The sequence below is a fragment of the Flavivirga spongiicola genome (genome assembly GCF_030540825.1).
In the GTDB taxonomy this organism is placed as follows: Bacteria; Bacteroidota; Bacteroidia; order Flavobacteriales; family Flavobacteriaceae; genus Flavivirga; species Flavivirga spongiicola.
Map to the genome: position 1 here is coordinate 1,201,155 of NZ_JAUOEO010000001.1, position 21,181 is coordinate 1,222,335.

Consider the following 21,181-nt stretch of genomic DNA (forward strand, 5'->3'; position numbering starts at 1 on the left):
TTTAAATAGACCTCTATAATATCGATAATTAATATTTGGCAAAAATAGGAAATATCCAATTGGTCACCTATTTGCAAATTATAATTTGACGCAACCAAATAAATACTTTTGTATCTAATAATAAACCATGAAAAATATAATGAAAAAAATTGCTCTACTTTTTGCCCTTATTGGATTTATTTCATCTTGTTCGAGTGATAATAACACAGACTCATTAAATGGAATCTGGCATCTAATAGATGTCACATGTGAATGTGCTCCCGTGGACTTTCAAAAAGGAGAACATATTTGGAATTTTAATTTATCAAGCAACCAGGTAAGTGTAGTTAATAATCCTGATGAACCTCTACAAATACTAGATACAGGAAGTCACAATTTTTCATTAAAAAAAGGTAAAATAACGATTCTGTCGGTAGAGTATGATTACTATTTTAAAAATGGAAATCTATTCTTATCAGATCACCCAGAAGTAGATGGCCCTTTAATGGAATTCACCAGAAATTAAGATACGTTTAAAGACAATTCTAAAAGCTTTATCATCGTCTTATAGTTTCTTGCTGTTGCTGTTGTTTTCAGTTTACGCTCAAAAAAATTATTACTGTATTTTGCCTTTCTATAACCTGTAGAACAATAAAAATAAATACAGTCATTCGTGATTGCAAACTCTTCATTTGGGTATGTTATTTTTGCAGCTTCGTTGATTAAATCTATGTCTGGAACGCTATACAACAGCGTAAAATAACTGTTTATTTTTTTCTCTTCAGGAAATGGGCAATTATCAAAAACCTCCTTTAAATCTTGATGGGTTTTAACAAGAATTGGTACTTCAAAACCGAAATGTGTTTTGATAGCATTATGTATTTTAAACGCTAACTTTTGTAAATCCTCTTCTGTTGATTTAAAAATCACATTCCCGCTTTGGATATAAGTCTGTACTTCCTTTAAGCCAGAATTAGAGAGTAACTCTCTCAACTCTGCCATGGGAACTTTTTTTTGCCCGCTAACATTTATTCCTCTTAAAAGTGCGATGTATGTTTTCATAATAACTTCCCTCCTAACAAGGAGGGATTGAGGGAGGTGTAAAATTATTTTCTTCAAATTTAAAAATATAATCTTCAATGGCACGAAAAACGTTATCAATATCTTTCAAAATTTGATAGTCTGAAAAGCGCAATACATGAATCCCAAGTTCATTTAATTGTTTTGTTTTCTTAATATCTTTATTATAAACTTCTAATATTTCATGAGAACAACCATCACATTCAATAGCTAACTGCAATTTATTACAAAAGAAATCTACAATAAACTCATCGATAGGTTTTTGTCTATGAAAATCATAATTATGCATTTGATTTCTTCTCAAGTAAGTCCATAACTTTATTTCGGCTTTTGTTGAATTATTGCGAAGTTGTCGAGCTAATTCTTTAAGTTTTGGATTATAATATACTTTCATATATACTGATAAATTAATAAGAACACACCCCTTAATCCCCTCTTATTAGAGGGGAAATACTATCGTGCAATAGACTTAGCAGCAATATAAGCCCCTGTCCATGCATTCTGAAAATTAAACCCGCCTGTAATGGCATCTATATTTAAAATTTCGCCAGCAAAATACAAGTTTTCACAAAGCTTACTTTCAAAGGTTTTAAAATTAACTTCTTTTAAATCAACACCTCCAGCAGTAACAAACTCTTCTTTAAAGGTGCTTTTACCAGTAACCTTAAATAAGGCCTCAGTTAATTGTAATGCTAAAGCTTCTAATTGTTGTCTGTTTATATCTGCCCAAGTTGTTGTATTTGAAATATTGGATGCTAATACAAATTGTTGCCATAACCTTTTTGGCAATTCATATTGAGCAAATTTAAATACCATCTTTTTTGCTGATTTTTGTTTAAATTCCTTTAAATCATCTAAACAATCTTTAAAATTTTGTTTTATAAAATTGATTTTAATTTGAAATTTATAATCGCGTTTTGCCAATTCTAAAGCACCAAATGCCGAAAGTTTTAAAATTGCCGGAGCACTCATTCCTACATGGGTAATAAGCAATGGTCCTTCTGACTCTAAATGACTATCAACAACTTTAATGGCTACATTTTGAGCTACAACACCTGGAATATCTTTAATTCGAGGATCCTTAATATCGAAAGTAAACAATGAAGGAACTGGTTGTAAAATAGCATGTCCTAAACTTTCCAATAAACTCCAAATCTTCGGATTGCTACCGGTTGCTATTAATACTTTTTTTGAAACAAACGCGTCTTCGGTTGTGTCTAATTCCCATATGTCTTGCTTCTTTTTAATAGATTTCACCGAATGATTATATAAGACGGTAACACCATGTTTTTTTGTTTCACTTAAAAAACAATCAATGATGGTTTGAGATGAATTTGACACAGGAAACATACGTCCATCGTCTTCAATTTTTAATGGCACACCTCTTTTTTCGAACCACTCCATAGTATCACCCGTCATAAACTGATGAAAAGGTCCTAATAATTCTTTTTCACCTCTCGGATAATTTTGTACTAATTCAGAAGGTATAAATTCCGCATGCGTCACATTACAACGTCCGCCTCCAGATATTTTTACTTTTTGAAGCCCTTCTTTGCCGCGTTCTAAAATGGCTACTTTTAAACTCGGGTTTTGCTCAGCAATATTAATGGCTGCAAAAAAACCTGCTGCTCCACCACCAACAATAATAACGTCGTATGCTTTCATATTAAAAATTACTGTGTAAATTTAACATTATAAACGATCACAGCCTAAATGAATAAATTTCTTTTATCATTAATACTATTAGCAGCTTCCTGTAACCCGGAAAGTAAAAATATAATTGCGGATTTACCTGAAACCTTACGCGAAGTTTCCGGAACAGAAACAACTCCAAATTCAGATTTAATCTGGATGTTAAATGATGGTGGAAATGCTTCAAAGGTTTATGGTTTAAATAAAAAAGGGGGTATAAAAATAGAGTTGAAAATAGATGCAAAAAATCACGACTGGGAGGATCTAACGTCAGACAAAAAAGGTAATCTTTATATAGGTGATTTTGGAAATAACTTAAACAAACGCAAAAACCTAAGCATTTTAAAAGTGAATGCAAACGCTTTAAAAAACTCTGGAAAAATTAACGTTGAACGTATATCCTTTAAATATGCAAACCAGAAAAAGTTTCCTCCAAAAAAGAAAAAGTTATATTTTGATTGTGAAGCTTTCTTCCATTATAATGATAGCCTCTATTTATTTACTAAAAGTCGGGTAAAAAACGATTTTGGTAAAACACATTTATATAAAATCCCCGCTAAAAAAGGGAATCATATAGCAGAGTTGGTTAGTACATTTAGTTCTTGCGACGATTTATATTGCTGGGTAACCTCAGCTGATATCAGCGATGATGGAAAACAAATGGTTTTACTAACTCAAAAATCATTTTTGGTTTTTAGCAATTTTACTTCAGACGATTTTTTTAATGGCACTCTTAAATCATATGACTTTAAAAATGTATCTCAAAAAGAAGGCATTTGTTTTAAAGATAAAAACACCCTTTACATTACTGACGAAAGGGCGCATGGTGATGGCGGGAATTTGTATAAGTTTAAGCTGGAATAGTTATTTTCTATTTGTCTCCTCGAGTACTTCGGCTTTAGCCTATCTTGAGCATAGTCAAAAGGTTATTAAATAAATAGGTCTCGACTGCGCTCGACCAGACACAGCTTTCAATTAACGTATTAAACTTGAGCAAACTCTAAACAAATTCCGTACAAAAACTCAGGATGACAAATCAAAACCCAAATCCCATTTTAAAAGCTAAGCGCAAACCATCGTCACTATTAAATGCTGATAAATTAAGCGTTATAATATCTGCTGCATTTGCAAAAATACCACCTCCTATAGATGTGTTCCAAGTATTAGAATTAAAGCCAGGATTATTATTCAAAACCATATTGTTTTCAACCCAAACACGTCCATAATCAAAACCACCATAGATCCCAATATTTAATGGTAAAAGCCCTGTTTTAACTTTACGAAGGTTTAAACGTAAATCCGTACTTTGATAAAATGAGTTTTCGCCAGAAAACCTTTGGTTTCTGTATCCACGAAGCCCGTCATCACCTCCAATACTTGCAGCCTGATAAAACTCATAATCATCACCAAAAATAAAATGGGCCTTTGCCATGGTAGCCAGAACAAGTTGTCCGCTGGAAACCAATTTATAATCAAAACCAAGTTCTGGAATAAAATAGGCAAACCCAACTGAATCATCTATATTGGATTTGTACCCAAACTGTAAACTTGTTTGCATTCCTAAAGTTGGAAAAGCCTCGTTATCTTTATTTTCAAAAGTATAAGTAGCGTCTGCTCCTATAAAATCTTTATGATTATCCTGGCCATTTGCTGTATAAAACGTGTTTATAAACCGATCACTAGTCTCTTCTACTTCAATAGACTCATAGCTCAGCCCTAGCTTAAAATGCCCACCTAAATCTCCCCTCCAATTTAATGAGGGTGCTAATTTTAACGTGCTTAATTTTACACGGTTGTAATCCATATCAAAATTAGCTTCATCATCCGCATTTAAATTGGGTGTACTATTACCAAATCCGAAGAAATTAATGGAGTAATTAGGGCTGGTATATTTTGCATTTAAAGCCAAATTCCAAGAAGCAATGACATTGGCAAATTCACCATTATATTCAAAATCAAATCCGCTTGTAGCAAAATAATAAGCACCGGAAAACGTGTGTTGCGAGCTAAACGGATTGCGCTCAAACCCATAATTAGTGAGTGTATTTATAAAGCCTATTTTAAATCCGTCGTCCGGATTAGCTCCTAATGTAGGTATAAACTGGTTGGTATTATTTTTTGGCTTTGTATAATCATATATATTGGTTTCATAATCATCTGTTAGATTTTTACTCCCTTTATTAGTCGTAAAATCGCTCTTCTTAGACTTAAAATCATAAAGAGCTACTTTTTTACCATTTTCAATAGTATATGTATCATTATTTTGCCCACCAATAAGTCGAAGTTTTATTAAATGGTCACCTTTCCCAATTACTTTAAAGACATCTTTATCATCTAAACCATAAATCCAAATTTCTTTCGTTTCTTCTCTTTTGTATGTTCTTTCAAAAAACACTGTATCTTTTTTTCCATTTTTAATACGGTATGCTGTTAATTTAGTCTCACCATTTATCATTCGTTCTATTTCAAACAAATCATCTTTATCTGTTCCCTTTATTACCGCAAATTTGTTTAGTACCTTATAATATCTATCTGCAATTGTTGGTAAATTTTTAATTCTGGACAGCAATGTGCTTTTTATTTTAGTAATCGTTTCATCTCTCACTTCTTCTGGAAATGCCTTAAAAGCCTCATCAATAGCTTCTTCTGTTAAATTCTTTTGAATGAATGCGACCTGCTCATCCCATTGTTTCTTTTTGGTTTTATTAAGCAAGGTCATATCTAATGAAAATGGGCTAAAATTAAAACCTTTAACATTTCTAACATCATCCATAAAGCCTTCCATTAATTTTAATGGCGGTATAATTCTGGTCGCCAATTTCATTAAAGCACCGTCTCCCATAATAGAGAATGCCTGATCTCGATCTCTTGGAATGGGTTTATAGATAACTTGACCTGATTTTTTATCTTTAAACTCTGCCCAACGCCATTGGTCTACATGTCTATCCCAATCGCCTATAGCCATATCGAACAAGCGCGCCCGTAAATACATGTCATCATCAACTATATATTTTTCGTCTTTACGAAGTTTTTTCATTAAATCGTCGGTACTCTCTATCTTATTAGCATTTCCAAAGCTTTCAAGGTTCCTATGTCCATCAGAAACATGTTCTTCAATCATGTATAATTCATTTCCAAAATCCTTATTAAAATCTGCCAGAGCATTTTGCTTAGGGATATAATACAATACAGGATTGGTATGAAACAAGTTAACAGCATCAGACAACCCTCCAGTAACAAACGGTGCATATGGGTGAGACCCTGTGTAAAAATCTTGTATTAAACTTTCGGTAGCTGTGCCTTCAAACTGACCTTCGATATACTGGTCTTTAAAGGCCATGGCTTGCAAATATACTGTGGCGCTTTTTCGAATTGCCCGCATGACATACCTTTTCCCTTCTTTATTTATTAAATGAAGAGATTTCGATTGATGTCCTCCTCCTTTTCTATATGGTGAAAGTCCACCGAATAACGTATCCAATTTTACCGTTGGCACATTCAACTTGGTTCCGTAATATTTACGGTAACGTTCTCCCCAAAAAGATTTGTAAAATCCACTTTTAGTTACTTCTTCTTCCGTATAAACAGATGCTATTTTTTCTTTTGGAAACGTCGTATTATAATTAAGATGTTTTTCTTCTTTATCGGCAGAAATCACTTCTGTTTGAAATATTATTTTGTCCTCTTTTGCTGAATAAAATCGCACATATGAAGATCCATCTTTAAATACATCTAACCTAGCAAAACCTGCATCACTGGATGAAAATTGATCTGAAACATTTCTTGTTGCAGTTGCTTTTGATCCTGCCCCACTAATAATTTGCGGTAAATTATCTTTTACCAAATATTGTAAACTATGTTCGTGCCCAGACACAAAAATTGATTTTTCATTTTCTTGAGCTAAGGTGACAACCCGTTTTTTAAAAGTATTATATCTTTTATTTTGAAGATCTGCTGGAGAAACACCAGTGGTTTTTCTAAGAATATTTTTTAAGGTTCCTAAAACGGGAATGGGTTTCATATGAGAGGTAAAATCATATTGCCCACCATGAGGCCCATTGCTAAACATGGGATGATGCATAGCAATAACCGTGGTTTTACCTCGTGCTTTTTTTAGTAAACTTTCCAATTCTTCAAAAAATTTGGCTCTTGTTTTTATCTCGCAATCGTCATTTATAGTTGGGTGTTTATCCCAATTGGTTAAATACCATTCAGAATCGATAATAATCATGACTATATGATCATTAATCTCAACTTTTTCAATAGGGCAACCATTTTCAGGTAAGAACGTATTTTTGCCTAAAGCTTTCTCAATATATTCTTCTTGTCTTTTTAAACCTTTTAACCCGTTACTATACCAATCATGGTTTCCCGGAATAAAAATAGCCTCTCCATTAAAATCTTTAACAGCATTTGTTTGCACGACCATTTGATGTTCTGCAAACGCTCTACCTTCTTCATTCTTTTTAGGCATCCCCTTTGGGTAAATATTATCTCCTAAAAACAATGCGGTACTTTGTTTTGCTGCCTTATTTAATTCAACCTTAAAATCTCGTAATGCTTCAGATTCTGACCCCAAAGCTGAATTTCCAGCATCTCCAATTAAATAAAACGAATGTATAATCTCTTTTTCTGGAGAAGAAGAGCTTGTATTTGTGCTTTTATATTGTGGTTTATATGTAGCGCAAGCACTGAATATAAACATGATGACTAAAGTTAGGATGGTTCTATATTTAGTATGCATATGAGGGTTTTGTGAGTGATTAAAGATAATAAATAAAAGGTTTATTCAGATTCCCGTTTTATTCATTGTTTTTTATTTTATATTAATGAATTCATGAATCTTGCGATTTCACGAGAATGACAATTTCAACGGAAACCCTGCCTTTTCCGGCAGGCAGGCTCGACGCAAAACATCGAGGAATCCTTTTTCGATTAAATGCTATTTAATCATTTATGATGGTGGTATTAAAAACAACTTCACTTGCAATAGTCTTATGCACAGGACATTTCGATGCAATTTCTTTTAAACGTTCTTTTTGTTTTTCATCCAAATCACCAACAAATTTCAGCTTTTTACTAATATGATCCAAGTAAGTAGGAGTTTCTATTTCTAAACCTAAATCATCACTGTGCTTTCTTGAATGCGTTACATAAACAAATACCTCCTGTAAATCCCATTGCTTTCGCTGTGCATACATCTTTAAGGTCATGGCTGTACAAGCGACTAAGCCTGCATTGAGGTACTCATAAGGTGAAGGCCCAAAATCATCTCCACCAATAGAACTAGGCTCATCTGCAATCATCGTATGGTTTTTAGTTTGAATGGCTGTTGTAAAATGGTCTTCAATCAAATTTAAATGCCCTACTAACTGCTCCCCTTTAGTTTCAAGCATTTTATTTTCTTTAAATTCAAAATAACGTTGAACCCAGGTACCGATTACATTTCCCGCATATTTACTATCACTTGGGTTTGATAATAAATGGTCGGCATTATCAAGCGTTACAAAACTTTTTGGATGATGTGCATGATGGTATAACTGTTCTGCATTTTTAATCCCTACAACGGTATCTGTGGGTGCATGTAAAATTAATAATGGTTTTCGTAATTTCTTCACAATAGAAGGCAAATCGGTTTTATCAAAATCTTCAACAAAGTCCTTATTAATTTTAAAAGGGCGTCCTCCAATATTAACTTCTACCTCACCTTTCTCTTTAATGGCATCTATACCATGGGAGAATAAATGTGTTACATGGCTTACCGTGGCCGGTGCTCCAATAGTTGCAACTGCTTTAACGTTTTCTAATTGGGAAGCTGCCGACAATACTGCTGCGCCTCCTAACGAATGACCGATTAATAGTGAAGGCGCTTCATAGTTAGAATTCATATAATTGCTTACGGCAATCAAATCATCTACATTGGCAGAAAAATGGCTCTCTGCAAACTCCCCCTCACTTCTACCTAAACCCGTAAAATCGAATCTTACGACTCCAAAACCGTAGTTCGTTAAAGCTCTACTAATATTTTTTACGGCACTTAATGAACTTGTACATGTAAAACAGTGTGCAAAAATGGCAAAGTAATTTGGTTTTTGATTTGCCGGTAACTCTAGATATGCCTGAAGTTTTAAACCTTTATTATTTTGAATATTTAATTTTGAGCTTTTCATTTTTAAAATCTTTATACTGTAGTCGTAGCTATATGTGCTACTTTACTTTGGTTAATTTGATAAGAAAATTTTTGTACCAAGTACTTTAATTTGGGGGCAATAAATGTTTTACAAAAGGGTTTATTCGGGTCTTTTTGATAATACTTTTGAATAGCTTCTCTTGAAGCTTTAAAAGATTGGAAAGGATAGACTTTAGTAATTAATTTATAGTCAAAGTCTTTCTGAAAATATTCAATAACGCATTCCAACTCCTCTTTTTGTGCTTCTGAAAATGTGTAAACAGCAGACCTGTATTTACTTCGCATAGAATGGTTGCTTGTACTTTTATGTGTATGTAAATGAATTTCAACAAGTGTTTTTAATGAAATATCTTCAGTATTGAAATGTACAATGACAGCTTCTGAAAAACTACTATTTTCTTCGACTGAAGACACATAACCTTGTTCAACTTTTACAACGCCTTTTAACGATTGAAATACAGCCTCTGTGCACCAATGACAACCACCTCCTAAGGCTATTTTTGTTAATTTCATATACTTCTAAGAATAATTCAAGAATGTAAATTTTGATTATTTGCTAATCGGTCTTTTCTAATTTTTACAGCTTTAAACGCATAAGTAATAAGTAAGGTAATTGCCATAAAAACAAAAACGATTCCTGTATATAAAGTAATATTGGAAATACTAACAATAGATTCGCTTTCAAAAATCCTCCAAAAAATAACCGATAACACATAACTCCCTGTTGTTAAACATAATAAAGAATTCGTTCTTGTTAATAGGCTTAATTGCTTTATTTTATGTTTAGAAATTTCATGTTGAAATACAGAGCATTTTCGAGTCATTAAATTATTAATTTCTGAACTCAAGTTTAACATTTGAGTAACGGTCGACAAGATTAGCATACCTAATCTTGGAATTATTTTTATTGGTAAATACCAGTTCATTTTTCTGAATTATTATTGTTTGTTTTAGTTCCAGGTTAGTTGTTTTCGCTCTCCCCAATAATTAGCTGAATCTATTCTATAGCTTTTAAGCCTGTTTAAGTCTTCTTCTGATAAAGTAATTGTATTCATTTGAAGGTTAGATTTTAAATGGTCATCATTTGAAGCTCCACTTAGAACCATACTCTTATTTATACTTTGTTGACAAAACTTCAAAGCAATTACGTCTACTCCAACATTATATTTTCTTGCAAACTCTTCCAGAACCCCATATAATTTATCATAATGTTTATAACGCCTATTTCTAAAGAGCCTTCCATTAGCCAAAGCTTCTTTGATAATGATTTTCTTGTCTTGATTTAAAAGTGTCTCTGATATGACGCCTAAACTTTGATCTAACATATTATAAGTTACCTGAAATGCATCAAAAAGTGGCTTCCCATTTACTAAAACATCTAAAGCTTTTTTAATAACCTCGACTTGATTATCTCCCGTTGTTGTGATACCAATTTCTATTTCATATTCATTCTTTAAAAATGCTAATCGGTTTAAAATAGCTTCATTTTTTAAAACACCCGTTTCTAGAGTTGCAGAATGTATTTGATACGCTTTTAAATGAGGCAAGAATGCCTTTGAAACTTTCCATTGCTCATTTAATTTTTCTAAACTATGTTCTTTAACCTCATGTACTTTAGCATTAGCATTAAAATTTGCCACATAAGTATATCCCCATTTTGTTGCAATTTGAATATCGCTATCTTTTTTTGTTTGTAGCCATTCTAACAATAAATTTTCTGCTAAACCATAACCTGGCGCTGTATCAAAATACCTAACACCTAATCCGTATGCTTTTTCTAAAACAGAAAAACTTTGTTGTTTAAACGTTTTTAAATCTGGATTAATAAACCCTTTTTGACGTAAATTAATATATTGTGGTCTGCCTAAAGCAGCTGTTCCTAGACCTAGTTGCATGCGTTATTATAATAGTTTACTATTTTTTAAAAAATGAATTACTTTTTGTTTTGACATTTTATGCGATGATTTATATTATATTTTAGGACGCATATAACATCTAATAAAATACACCTTTAAATTAAAACTTTGTCATGGATGTTTCACAGGGTTTTAAACTTTCAGATAAACTTGTAATGTAATAGTTCAAACTAATAAAATCTTTACCTCCAAGTTCTTCTGCATATAGTTTAATACTATTTCCTTTATTGAACTCTGCTCTAGTCACACCATACTTTTCTCCTTTATATATAACTTCAGAATATCCTATCGGGATGCTTCTTATATATTGTAAAACTCCCATTATGAACTACATGACAACATGGAACATCCTACTTTATGTCTTGCCCAATCTGGCCGTTTAACAAACCATTTTTCGTTCTCTGGTTGCTCATCATATGGTTTTCTAAGTAACTGAAACAATTCATCAATTAATTTGTAATCGCCTTTATTAGCATCATCTATTGCCAATTGTGCCATATAATTACGAAGTACATATTTAGGATTAACTTGGTTCATTTTCTCCTTTCGTACTTTAGAAGTTGTTTCTTCTTTTTGCAAACGTTCTGCATAATGCTTGAACCATGTGTTCCATTTTTGTCGTATTGTATCTGATACTTCATTGGGTACATAAAAAGCATTTTCAATTACACTTAATCCTTTTGAAGAATTATTAGCAGAAAAGTTACTCAAAGTTCTAAAGAAAATGGTCATATCTGTTTCTGTTAATTGTAAAGTTTCTTCTAAACTATATATTAATTCGGCATCACTTTTCTCATAAGAAAACAAACCTAATTTACTTCGCATCATTTCTAAATATTGGTCTTGTGCTTTCTTATTATAAGACTTCAAAATACGTTCTAACCCTTCTGCTTCTCCTATTAATGGATATAATGCATTTGCTAACTGATATAAATTCCAAAGCCCAATATCCAACTGCGCTCCATAACGATAGCGTTTAAATTGATTATCTGTAGTGTTAGGTGTCCAATTATGGTCATAGCCTTCTAACCAGCCATAGGGTCCATAATCTATAGTTTGCCCAAGTATAGACATGTTATCTGTGTTCATAACACCATGTACAAAACCAACACGTTGCCAATGAATAAGCATCTCTAAAGTACTATCTAAAACAGCTTCAAAAAACTTTAAATACGTTTCTTTAGAAGGCTTCCCTAAATGTGCAAAATGATGCTTAATTGTGTAATCTACAACTGCTTTTAACGTCTCTTCATCTTGTTTTGCTGCAAATATTTGATAATTACCAAAGCGTAAAAAGCTTGTTGCTACCCTGCAAACAATAGCCCCTTTTTCATAAGCCGCATTTCCATCATATAGCATATCTCTCAATACTTCATCTCCTGATAATGCTAATGACAATGCTCTTGTTGTAGGCACACCTAAATGATGCATCGCTTCACTACACAAATACTCACGAACAGAAGACCTCAATACTGCCAAACCATCAGCTGTACGCGAATATGGTGTTTCTCCCGCTCCTTTTAATTGTATTGCCCATAGTTTATTATTATGCTCAACCTCAGCCAAATTAATCGCGCGACCATCCCCTAATTGTCCTGCCCAATTACCAAATTGATGTCCTCCATAACACATGGCATAAGGTGTTGTATTTGGCAATACACTATTCCCTGTAAACACCTTTAGAAATGATGCACTATTAACTTCTTTTTCAGACAAACCTAAAGCAGATAGCATTTCGGGAGAAACATGCAGCAATTCTGGTTTTTTCGTTTTTTTAGGTGTTACATACGAGAAACAAGCTTTTTTTACCTGTCTTCTAGAATTCTCAAGAGTCGGATCTGCTGGTAATTCTTTTGTAAATGTATCTTTTACGTTAAGTTGCATTATGTTGTCTTTCTATCTAATATTCAATAATTTTATTCCACTTCTCACTTCTAGAAACAACGGCTTTTATATAACTACAAACCACTACAGCCTTGTAACATTCATTAGTAAGTTGTTCTAATGTTTTTTCTACCAATACTTTGCCAATGCCTCGTCCTCTTAAATGATAAGGCACTTCAGAGTGTATAAGATACATTTTATTATCACGTAACTGGTAATCTATTTTTGCGTTTTCTCCATTAATATCTAATGTAAAACGCTTATTTTCTTTATCGTGAATTATATCTAACCTACTCGGGATTAGTTTATTTAGCCATTTTTCTAAATCTTCTTTATACGGATTTCTTAATTTCTTTTCACCAATGGTTATAGTTGGAAAATTAAGCTTTCTATTTTCATAAAGGTTACGCAATTCTTCGGCATGGTCTTTATTTTTTTCTACATCTAAAAACTGATATGGCAATTCAGTTTTGTCTAATAAAATTTTATAATAATTTGTTTTATGACAACCCGCAGCTCCATATAATTTTATGGTTGGAATACGATTCATTTTTAAAGTGTTTTTAAAAACTCTATAGCAGCGTCTGGGTTTAAATGAAAATCGCTAAACACGACATTATCATGCTTATCTATAAATAAAAACCATGGTGTTCCTCCTGTTTTATAATTAAACATGATATTAGATCCTGACCTTCCATAATCTCCTGGATCATGTCCAAATGGTATTTTTAAATCATACTGCTTTTGGGTTTCTACTATTTTTTCATAAGTATTGGAATCATGTCCTTCAAAAACAGTCTGTACTGCTAAGAAAGCAACCTCATCGTTATCTTTTAAAGCTTCCACCATTTTCTTTAAATCTGGCAAACCTTTACTATGACATCCTGGACACCAACTTTGAAAACAATAGACTACTTTGAATTTGCCCTTAAAGTCTGAAAGCTTAATGGCTTCTGTTTTATTCCCCTCAGCGTCAACCCATTGATTCACATCAAATTCCGGAGCTTTAAATACTTGTTTTTCTTCTGCTTGATTTGACATTTTATTGCCCTTTCTTTTAAATATTTATACCACTCTTTATTTTAAATAATTTCTAATCCCATAACTCGCCAAAACCCCTTCTCCAGTAGCAGCTGCTACTTGAGCGATGGCGCCTTCTCTACAATCACCTGCAGCAAATATGCCATTTACTGAGGTTTCTGCTAAACCTGTAGTTTGAATAAACCCTCTATTATCAAGGTTTACAATATTTTTAAACGATTGTGTATTTGGAATTAACCCAATAAAAATGAATACACCGTCTGCCTCTATAACAGATGCTTCATTAGTGTCATTATCTTTTACTTTTAAACCTTTAAATAGTCCTTTTTCATCTGAAATAAACTCTAGTGAATTCTTATTCATATATGTCGAAATATTCTCTATAGTATCCAATTTTTCTACATAGGTTTCTGATGCGGAAAAATTTTCAGATCGATGTACTATTTTGACACTTTTACAGAATCCTGCTAAAAAGATACCTTCTTCTAATGCCGAATTCCCACCGCCAATCACAATAATATCCTTGTCTCTATAAAAAGCACCGTCACAAGTGGCACAAAAATGAATTCCAGAGCCTATTAACTCTTCTTCATTAGGAATACCTAATTTCCGATATGTAGAACCCGTAGATAATACAACCGATTTTCCTAAAAATGTTGTGCTTTTTGTTTTTATTGAGAATATATCATCTTGTTTTTCAATAGCAATAACTTCTTCTCCTGTTTTAATAACGGCTCCGTATGTTTTTGCTTGTTCTTCCATTTTCTCCATTAATTTAGGGCCTGAAATAGATTGAAATCCTGGGTAATTTTCAATTTTTTCAGTCAAAAAAGCATTTCCTCCAATAGTAGACTTTTCTAATATCAAGGTGTCAAAACGGTCTCTTTGCGCATATATAGAAGTTGTTAATCCTGCTGCTCCACCTCCAATAATTATGGTATCAAAAATTTTATGTTCCTTCTCAACGTTTATTGAAAGCAACTCTGTTAGCTTAACATTATCTGGGTTTGTATATGGAATATCATCAATTAAAATGGTTGGAATAGTTCGTTTCCCATTATTAATCTCCTCAACCTTTTGAGTGGCCCAATCGTATTTATCTACATCAATAAATTCAAAGTTAATGCCATGATCTCTCAAAAAGCTTTTGGCTCTCTTGCAATCTGGACACCAATCGGCCCCAAATAGTTGTACTCTGCCTGTTTCATTAATTCCTAAAACTGAAGCTAACTCAACATTATCAGGATTTGTATACGATTTGTTTTTAATTATAAGGGTTGGAATAATTCGCTTTCCATTATTAATTGCTTCTACTCTAGCTGTTGCTTCCTTATCTAAGTCTACATCTATAAAGGTATATGCAACATTATTTTCCTTTAAATAAGCTTTAGCTCTTCTGCAATCTGGACACCAATCGGCTCCATAAAGTAAAATATCATTCATTAGTTTTAGTGTTTAAAAAATAGACTTCCAAACACATACTGTTTGGAAATCTATTTATTTCTATTTTAATTTATCTGCGTGAAGCTTACGCAGTTTTGCCAATTTAGGCGTAATAACGAAACTACAATAGCCTTGTTCTTGATTATTGCTGTAATAGTCTTGATGTTCTCTTTCGGCTTCATAAAACACATCTAAAGGACTAATTTCTGTAACCACAGGATTTTCATAATAAGGAGTCATTTCCTTTAAAACAATCTCAGCAATCTCTTTTTGCTTTTCATTATGATAATAAATCACCGATCGGTATTGTGTGCCTCTATCTGCTCCTTGTCGATTCAAGGTTGTGGGATCGTGAGTTGTCATGAAAATAACTAACAGCTCTTCATAAGAAATTGTATGAGCATTAAACATTACTTGTATCACTTCCGCGTGCCCTGTTAATCCTGAACAAATTTCACGATATGTTGGATGTCCTGGAACATTCCCTCCAGAATAACCAGACACTACTTTTTCTACACCTTTTACTTCTTGAAACACAGCTTCTGTACACCAAAAACAACCACCACCAAATGTGGCTAACTCTAAATTTTTATTTGCCATTGATTGTCTCCTTTTCCAATTGCATAGATTCAGAATTTATACAATACCGTAACCCACTGGGGTCTGGACCATCTGGGAATACATGCCCCAAATGCGCATCACAGGTATTACACATCACTTCTACTCGTACCATCCCAAATGCTGTATCTCTTTCATACTTAATAGCATTTTCTTTAATAGGTTGTGTAAAACTGGGCCAACCCGTTCCTGAACTAAATTTAATAGTAGAATCAAACAAAGGCGCATCACAACAGACACAGTTATATTTACCTGCATCATGTGTACTACAAAGTGCACCACTATGAGGGCGCTCCGTGCCTTTTTGTCTGGTAATTCTAAATTGTTCTGGGGTTAATTGAGTGCGCCATTCTCCATCTGTTTTTTCAACACGTCTGTCTGGAGTTGGATTTCCATTTACAGAAAAGTTGATTACTTCTTTCCAAGTTAGCATAATAATGTTTCCTTTCTTTTTTAAATTAAAAACTCAAGATGAGTCCAATATTAATATGCTTTTACCTTAATACTAGTCTAATCTAAGTTTAATTCCTTACAACCTGAGTTCGACGTAAGGAAAATGAGGCTGTTTACATAAGATCCTGCATCATATGCTTACTCGGACAAGTGATTTTATAGGTCTCTGAAACATATTCAAATCTATTAATTTCAAGCTAAAAGTCAATAAACATAAATGTAAAGTAACATTGAAATATACGACAAAATATAGCGTTTACTCTTCATTAATTAAAGTTTAGTATTTTTACTGAAAATCATTTCTTTTCTATGGACAATCTTATTGCTGAAGCAGAAAAATATGTCATTCAATATTTAAATGATAATCTTGATAACAAGTTTGTTTATCATAATTTATCACATACACAAAATGTAGTCAAAAAAGCTAATGAACTGGCTGAGCTTGCAAATTTAAAAGAAACAGACAAATCACTTTTACTATTAAGCGCTTGGTTTCATGACACTGGTTACACCAAAAGCATAGATAATCATGAAGCTGAAAGTGTGAAAATTGCGGACGCTTTTCTAAAAGAGCACAACGTGTCTGAAAACGATATAAAAAGTATATCCGATTTGATTTTAGCTACTAAAATGAAATACGAGCCAAAAAATGAACTGGAAAAAACAATAAGGGATGCCGATTGTGCTCATATAGGAAGCAAAAAATTTGGCGACATTACCGAGCTTCTTAGAAAAGAATGGGAGCTTGCTTGCAACAAGACACTCAGTGATGAAGAATGGCTAAGTATGAATATTGATTTTCTATCTAATGATCATAGATTCTATACTAATGAAGCTTCCGCAAAGTGGGATAAAGTAAAGAGTAAAAACCTAGCACAGTTATTAAAAGCTCAAAATAAGCTAAAGCAGGACAGCACCAAATTAAAGTATAAAAAAGAAGAGTTAAGTTTAAAAAAAAACAAAGTCGCATTACCAGAACGAGGTATTGAAACCATGTTTAGGGTGACTCTTAAGAACCACATCACTTTAAGTAATATTGCAGATACGAAGGCTAATATTTTATTATCGGTTAATGCTATAATTGTATCTTTAGTCCTTTCTAACTTAGTTTCAAAATTAGACAATCCTTCAAACCAATATTTAATTGTTCCCACAATTATTTTTGTATTGTTTACAGTTATATCTATTGTGCTATCCATTTTAGCTACTCGCCCAAATGTTACAAGCGGTAAGTTTACTAAAAATGATGTTGCTAATAAAAAAGTTAACTTATTGTTTTTTGGTAACTTTCATAAAATGAGCCTTAAAGACTTTGAATGGGCCATGGGTGAAATGATGCAGGATAGAGATTATCTTTATTCTTCTATGAAAAAAGATCTATATTTTCTCGGATTGGTTTTAGATAAAAAATATAAAATACTACGACTCACCTATAGCGTTTTTATGGTAGGTATTATAGTGAGTGTTCTTTCTTTTGCTATTGCATTTCAATTTTTTTCTGGTACTACTGCTGTATAATTAAATTTCGAAACACCATTGATTGAAAATAAAGATTTTGAAGATCTAAACTATTCAGAAAAACCTTTAGACAAGGGAGAATATGAAGATTGTAGATTTACAAACTGTAATTTTGTGAATGTCGATTTATCAAACATGTCTTTTACAGACTGTCAGTTTACCGATTGCCATTTTAGTTTAACCAATATAAATCACTCGGTACTTAATGATGTTTCCTTTTCTAATTGCAAATTATTAGGCATTCATTTTAATAACTGTGACGATTTATTTTTATCTATTTCTTTTGATAATTGCAATCTAGAACTTTCCGTATTCTATAATCTAACCTTAAAAAAAATGCTTTTTAAAAACTGTAATTTAACAGGAGTAGATTTTACTGAAACCAATTTAACAGGAGCTACTTTTCAAAACTGTAATTTAAAGAATGCTCTTTTTCAAAATACAACACTGGAGCGTGTTAACTTTAATACAGCTTACAATATATCGCTAGACCCCGAAAACAACAGAATGAAGCATGCTAAATTTTCAAAAGAAAATATTGCAGGATTACTGAGTAAGTATCAAATTAAAATAACTTAATTCCTGCGAAGGCAGGAATCTCATTAAATATTAAACGGAGACATTTTTCCACGCATTGCGAATTGCATCGTTACACTAAGGAAAGTAGTATTTAGAGGTAACAGATTCCTGCCTCCGCAGGAATTTAAGCCTTAATTTCCTTCATTAAGTCTTCATAAGTATAGAATGCCTTATCGTTTTCATCCTTATGATATAACACACTTACCCGAATCGCTTTTAGCCCTGTAACAGCTTGTAAATCCTGAAGTTCTAGGATTTCAATATCGGTATCTAAATAATGTCTGGATTGTAAAAATTTAATATATCTTAAATACTCTCTTTCGTCTTGTTTTTGAGAATATACAATACTAATTTTTCCTTTTTGAGTAACGCGTTCTGTGGTTCCTTTTATGTAAGCTTTATCTACTCGTTTTTTTACAATTTCGTAACGGGCATTGTAAGTCCCGTCCACATCAAACTGTTTTTCATCCATTCTAAAACTTATAGATAAGGGCTGATTAAATACTAATATCATAGATGCGACATCTAGCGATACCGGGAAGCTTGATTGCATTTGATAATATGAGTTTTCCATTTCACACATCACCTGTAATTGCCACAAACGTAAATTATATAAATAGATAAGGTTAAAACTATCCTCTCTAGTAATAGATTCTCCAACATACATATTATGTTCTACCCCATCTGTTTTAAAACGTTCAAAATAATGCGGATACATTTGTTGCGCCTCTACTTGTTTTGCATCTAAAAGGGATGCCATTTCTTTATTAATCACTGCAATAGTATCATCATACTCTTTTCTATGTCTATAAAGCATATTTACTTTATCATCAATACTATCAAAATAGGCATCAATTTGCTCTTTTAATTCATCTATTGTATATAAGTGTTTAAGCACCGGTTCTATATCTCGTTTAAAAAACTCAGAGATTTGTTGTTCACTGTCTACTTGAAAATGGTCACCTAAACCTTTAAGATAATTATCGGTCTGATATATAAATTGATCATAAATTGGTAAGCCTTCTATTTCTGAAGCACTTTTAAATATTCTTTTAATGGCTGTTAATTGAAGTGTTAAATCTTGCTGTGTGGCCTTATTTCGTGCCTCTGACGATCCTTTAATATCAATTTGTCCATAAAGTGGGTAGATGTTCTCGAAAGCTATCTTTTTAAAAATAGCTTGTTCACCACTCATTTCTGACTTAATAAAATTCTTCGCCTCTTTTTCAAATCGCCAATGTACACTTGGATGAATTGAGGTACATTCTTTTTGTATAATCGCTTCTATTAAATTCTCTTCATCACTTTTTGATCGTTCGACTGCCGATACAATAAAAGGCATAACATCTATTAACTTATTGGCATTTATACTATTAAGCACTTGTGGCTTATTAGATACTATTTCCAGTATCCCCATTAAACCTTTATCATTAGCTATAGGTGCAAAAATCGCACTTTTAATACCTTGTTCATGTAATGAAGCTATATGTGGTGCTTTTCCTTTAGATAATTTAAACATTTTATCTACATCTGACACCGAAAAATATTTACTTTCATTTAGCAGCCTATTATATGACCAACCACATAAAGCACCTTTGCAACTAGCGTTTTCCGAATTGTTCAGTAAAAAGCTATGCATACCAACACCATAAACACGTTCAAATGTTTGTTCTTCTTCATTAAAGATTGAAAAACCAACTTTTAAATCATTTATTCCTAAAAGAGATCTGAAAACTTCATGAAATTCCTCAATAAAACCTTCTTCTTTCCGCTTGTCTTCCCCTATAAGATTAGACTTAATATTAGATATGGACTGATCGTCTGTAACATCAAAAATATTTGATATAACGAACCCTTTGAATATATAGCTATTAGGAGGAAACTTTTCTTTCCAAAGCTCTATGTTTTCAAAATTATCCAATAATTCATCATAATCTGCTTTAGTAATTTTTTTTGCAATCTCTGTTGGAACAATTTCACAAAAATCTGCATTATATAGTATTTTATAATAACGAAGTATCCCATTAGCATCAGGTATTTCGTAATAAAATGGTCTTTTAAAATTCAAATTATAGCCATAGCAAAAATTTAAAATAATGGTACATGCAATAATATATGTATCATCTTCTGGCATATTTTTCATTTGAAGCTCAAAATCGTCACCAGCAGTTTTTATAATACTTTTAAATCTTTCGGATGAATTAAAAATCAAATTGTGAAAAGGAACGGATGCTGTTTTTATTTCATTTTTAGTTAGAATAGGACTAAAAGAATCTTCAAGAATGACTGCTATCTCTTTTTCTCTTTTTTTTAATATTGAAAAATCGCTAAAACCTTCTTCTAATTCAGGATATGCATGAGCCGTATTTAAGATACGCTTCGCTCTAGCTGCTACAAATTCATCATCACTTTTAGCTAAAGCTTTATAATGCTTAAGTAGCAAATCAAAACTCACTTTTAAATTTAAAGGCGATTCGATATTATCGTTAATATCCATAGTATGGGTTCTCTTAGAATACAAAGTTACAAATTATTGCTTTAGTCGATATAAACTAGACTTGATAACATCAAAAATGTTACAAGTTTAAATGTTAAATTTATTATATCTTTTATCTAATTTCAACGGAAACCCCGAGACTGAGCTTCGGAGAATTCTTTTGATTAAATTCGGCTGAATTGTCACTATTTAAAAACCTTTAGCTAATAAAAAACTATGATGAGGCTCTCTAAAAAGTCTTTATAAGATAAATGAAGATGTCATAATTTTACATATATTTATCTGAATATT

Annotated in this window: 20 protein-coding genes; 4 read left to right on the top strand and 16 right to left on the bottom strand. The window is 32.4% G+C overall.

The window, feature by feature from the left end; genetic code table 11:
• Positions 1–139 precede the first annotated feature (139 nt).
• Positions 140–505, top strand: a complete 366-nt coding sequence (locus Q4Q47_RS04600; RefSeq protein WP_303305471.1) for a hypothetical protein — start codon at positions 140–142, stop codon at positions 503–505.
• Here Q4Q47_RS04600 and Q4Q47_RS04605 read toward each other — a convergent pair.
• The 3 genes from Q4Q47_RS04605 to Q4Q47_RS04615 are packed head-to-tail and all read right to left on the bottom strand — an operon-like array spanning position 502 to position 2,724.
• Entirely contained in the window at positions 502–1,041 is a 540-nt protein-coding gene (locus tag Q4Q47_RS04605) for a DUF1697 domain-containing protein (protein ID WP_303305472.1), read from the bottom strand. The genes Q4Q47_RS04600 and Q4Q47_RS04605 overlap by 4 nt on opposite strands.
• 13 nt (positions 1,042–1,054) lie before the next feature.
• Positions 1,055–1,453 carry an endonuclease domain-containing protein gene (locus Q4Q47_RS04610; RefSeq protein WP_303305473.1) on the bottom strand — a complete coding sequence of 133 codons (399 nt, stop codon included), beginning with the start codon at positions 1,451–1,453 and terminating at the stop codon, positions 1,055–1,057.
• 59 nt (positions 1,454–1,512) lie between these two features.
• Positions 1,513–2,724 carry a BaiN/RdsA family NAD(P)/FAD-dependent oxidoreductase gene (locus tag Q4Q47_RS04615; RefSeq protein ID WP_303305474.1) on the bottom strand — a complete coding sequence of 404 codons (1,212 nt, stop codon included), beginning with the start codon at positions 2,722–2,724 and terminating at the stop codon, positions 1,513–1,515.
• 48 nt (positions 2,725–2,772) lie between these two features.
• On the opposite strand from Q4Q47_RS04615, the gene Q4Q47_RS04620 reads away from it, so the two are divergent.
• Positions 2,773–3,615, top strand: a complete 843-nt coding sequence (locus Q4Q47_RS04620; protein WP_303305475.1) for a hypothetical protein — start codon at positions 2,773–2,775, stop codon at positions 3,613–3,615.
• A gap of 172 nt (positions 3,616–3,787) precedes the next feature.
• Here the strand turns inward: Q4Q47_RS04620 and Q4Q47_RS04625 are convergent, their stop codons facing one another.
• The 12 genes from Q4Q47_RS04625 to msrB all read right to left on the bottom strand — a co-directional run bounded on the left by Q4Q47_RS04625 (position 3,788) and on the right by msrB (position 16,276).
• The gene (locus tag Q4Q47_RS04625; RefSeq protein ID WP_303305476.1) at positions 3,788–7,495 is read right to left on the bottom strand and encodes a metallophosphoesterase; all 3,708 of its coding nucleotides are present in this window, start codon (positions 7,493–7,495) and stop codon (positions 3,788–3,790) included.
• A 202-nt stretch (positions 7,496–7,697) separates the two neighbouring features.
• Positions 7,698–8,921, bottom strand: a complete 1,224-nt coding sequence (locus Q4Q47_RS04630) for a bifunctional alpha/beta hydrolase/OsmC family protein (RefSeq protein ID WP_303305477.1) — start codon at positions 8,919–8,921, stop codon at positions 7,698–7,700.
• An 11-nt stretch (positions 8,922–8,932) separates the two neighbouring features.
• Positions 8,933–9,454, bottom strand: a complete 522-nt coding sequence (locus tag Q4Q47_RS04635) for a peptide-methionine (S)-S-oxide reductase (protein WP_303305478.1) — start codon at positions 9,452–9,454, stop codon at positions 8,933–8,935.
• 17 nt (positions 9,455–9,471) lie between these two features.
• A complete protein-coding gene (locus Q4Q47_RS04640; RefSeq protein WP_303305479.1) occupies positions 9,472–9,867 on the bottom strand; it encodes a hypothetical protein in 396 nt (131 codons plus the stop codon).
• 24 nt (positions 9,868–9,891) lie between these two features.
• Positions 9,892–10,836, bottom strand: a complete 945-nt coding sequence (locus Q4Q47_RS04645) for an aldo/keto reductase (protein WP_303305480.1) — start codon at positions 10,834–10,836, stop codon at positions 9,892–9,894.
• A gap of 121 nt (positions 10,837–10,957) precedes the next feature.
• Complete coding sequence (locus Q4Q47_RS04650; RefSeq protein WP_303305481.1) at positions 10,958–11,179, bottom strand: peptide methionine sulfoxide reductase; 222 nt, start codon at positions 11,177–11,179, stop codon at positions 10,958–10,960.
• Positions 11,179–12,741 carry a protein adenylyltransferase SelO gene (locus Q4Q47_RS04655; protein ID WP_303305482.1) on the bottom strand — a complete coding sequence of 521 codons (1,563 nt, stop codon included), beginning with the start codon at positions 12,739–12,741 and terminating at the stop codon, positions 11,179–11,181. The genes Q4Q47_RS04650 and Q4Q47_RS04655 overlap by 1 nt, the downstream gene beginning before the upstream one ends.
• 16 nt (positions 12,742–12,757) lie before the next feature.
• Positions 12,758–13,291, bottom strand: coding sequence for an N-acetyltransferase (locus Q4Q47_RS04660; protein ID WP_303305483.1), 534 nt, complete (start codon positions 13,289–13,291; stop codon positions 12,758–12,760).
• Between the two features lie 2 nt (positions 13,292–13,293).
• Positions 13,294–13,782: a peroxiredoxin family protein gene (locus Q4Q47_RS04665; RefSeq protein ID WP_303305484.1), complete on the bottom strand. Its 489-nt coding sequence runs from the start codon at positions 13,780–13,782 to the stop codon at positions 13,294–13,296.
• A 36-nt stretch (positions 13,783–13,818) separates the two neighbouring features.
• Entirely contained in the window at positions 13,819–15,225 is a 1,407-nt protein-coding gene (locus tag Q4Q47_RS04670; protein WP_303305485.1) for an FAD-dependent oxidoreductase, read from the bottom strand.
• A 60-nt stretch (positions 15,226–15,285) separates the two neighbouring features.
• Positions 15,286–15,825 carry a peptide-methionine (S)-S-oxide reductase MsrA gene (gene msrA, locus Q4Q47_RS04675; protein WP_303305486.1) on the bottom strand — a complete coding sequence of 180 codons (540 nt, stop codon included), beginning with the start codon at positions 15,823–15,825 and terminating at the stop codon, positions 15,286–15,288.
• The gene (msrB, locus tag Q4Q47_RS04680) at positions 15,815–16,276 is read right to left on the bottom strand and encodes a peptide-methionine (R)-S-oxide reductase MsrB (RefSeq protein WP_303305487.1); all 462 of its coding nucleotides are present in this window, start codon (positions 16,274–16,276) and stop codon (positions 15,815–15,817) included. Before msrB ends, msrA begins: the two co-directional genes overlap by 11 nt.
• Before the next feature lie 329 nt (positions 16,277–16,605).
• Between msrB and Q4Q47_RS04685 the strand changes: the two genes are divergently transcribed.
• Together Q4Q47_RS04685 and Q4Q47_RS04690 are read left to right on the top strand one after the other, a co-directional pair.
• On the top strand, positions 16,606–17,814 hold the full coding sequence (locus Q4Q47_RS04685) for a Pycsar system effector family protein (RefSeq protein ID WP_303305488.1): 1,209 nt from the start codon (positions 16,606–16,608) through the stop codon (positions 17,812–17,814).
• A gap of 18 nt (positions 17,815–17,832) precedes the next feature.
• Complete coding sequence (locus Q4Q47_RS04690) at positions 17,833–18,393, top strand: pentapeptide repeat-containing protein (protein ID WP_303305489.1); 561 nt, start codon at positions 17,833–17,835, stop codon at positions 18,391–18,393.
• Between the two features lie 124 nt (positions 18,394–18,517).
• Here Q4Q47_RS04690 and Q4Q47_RS04695 read toward each other — a convergent pair whose 3' ends face one another.
• On the bottom strand, positions 18,518–20,890 hold the full coding sequence (locus Q4Q47_RS04695; RefSeq protein ID WP_303305490.1) for a GAF domain-containing protein: 2,373 nt from the start codon (positions 20,888–20,890) through the stop codon (positions 18,518–18,520).
• Positions 20,891–21,181 lie beyond the last annotated feature (291 nt).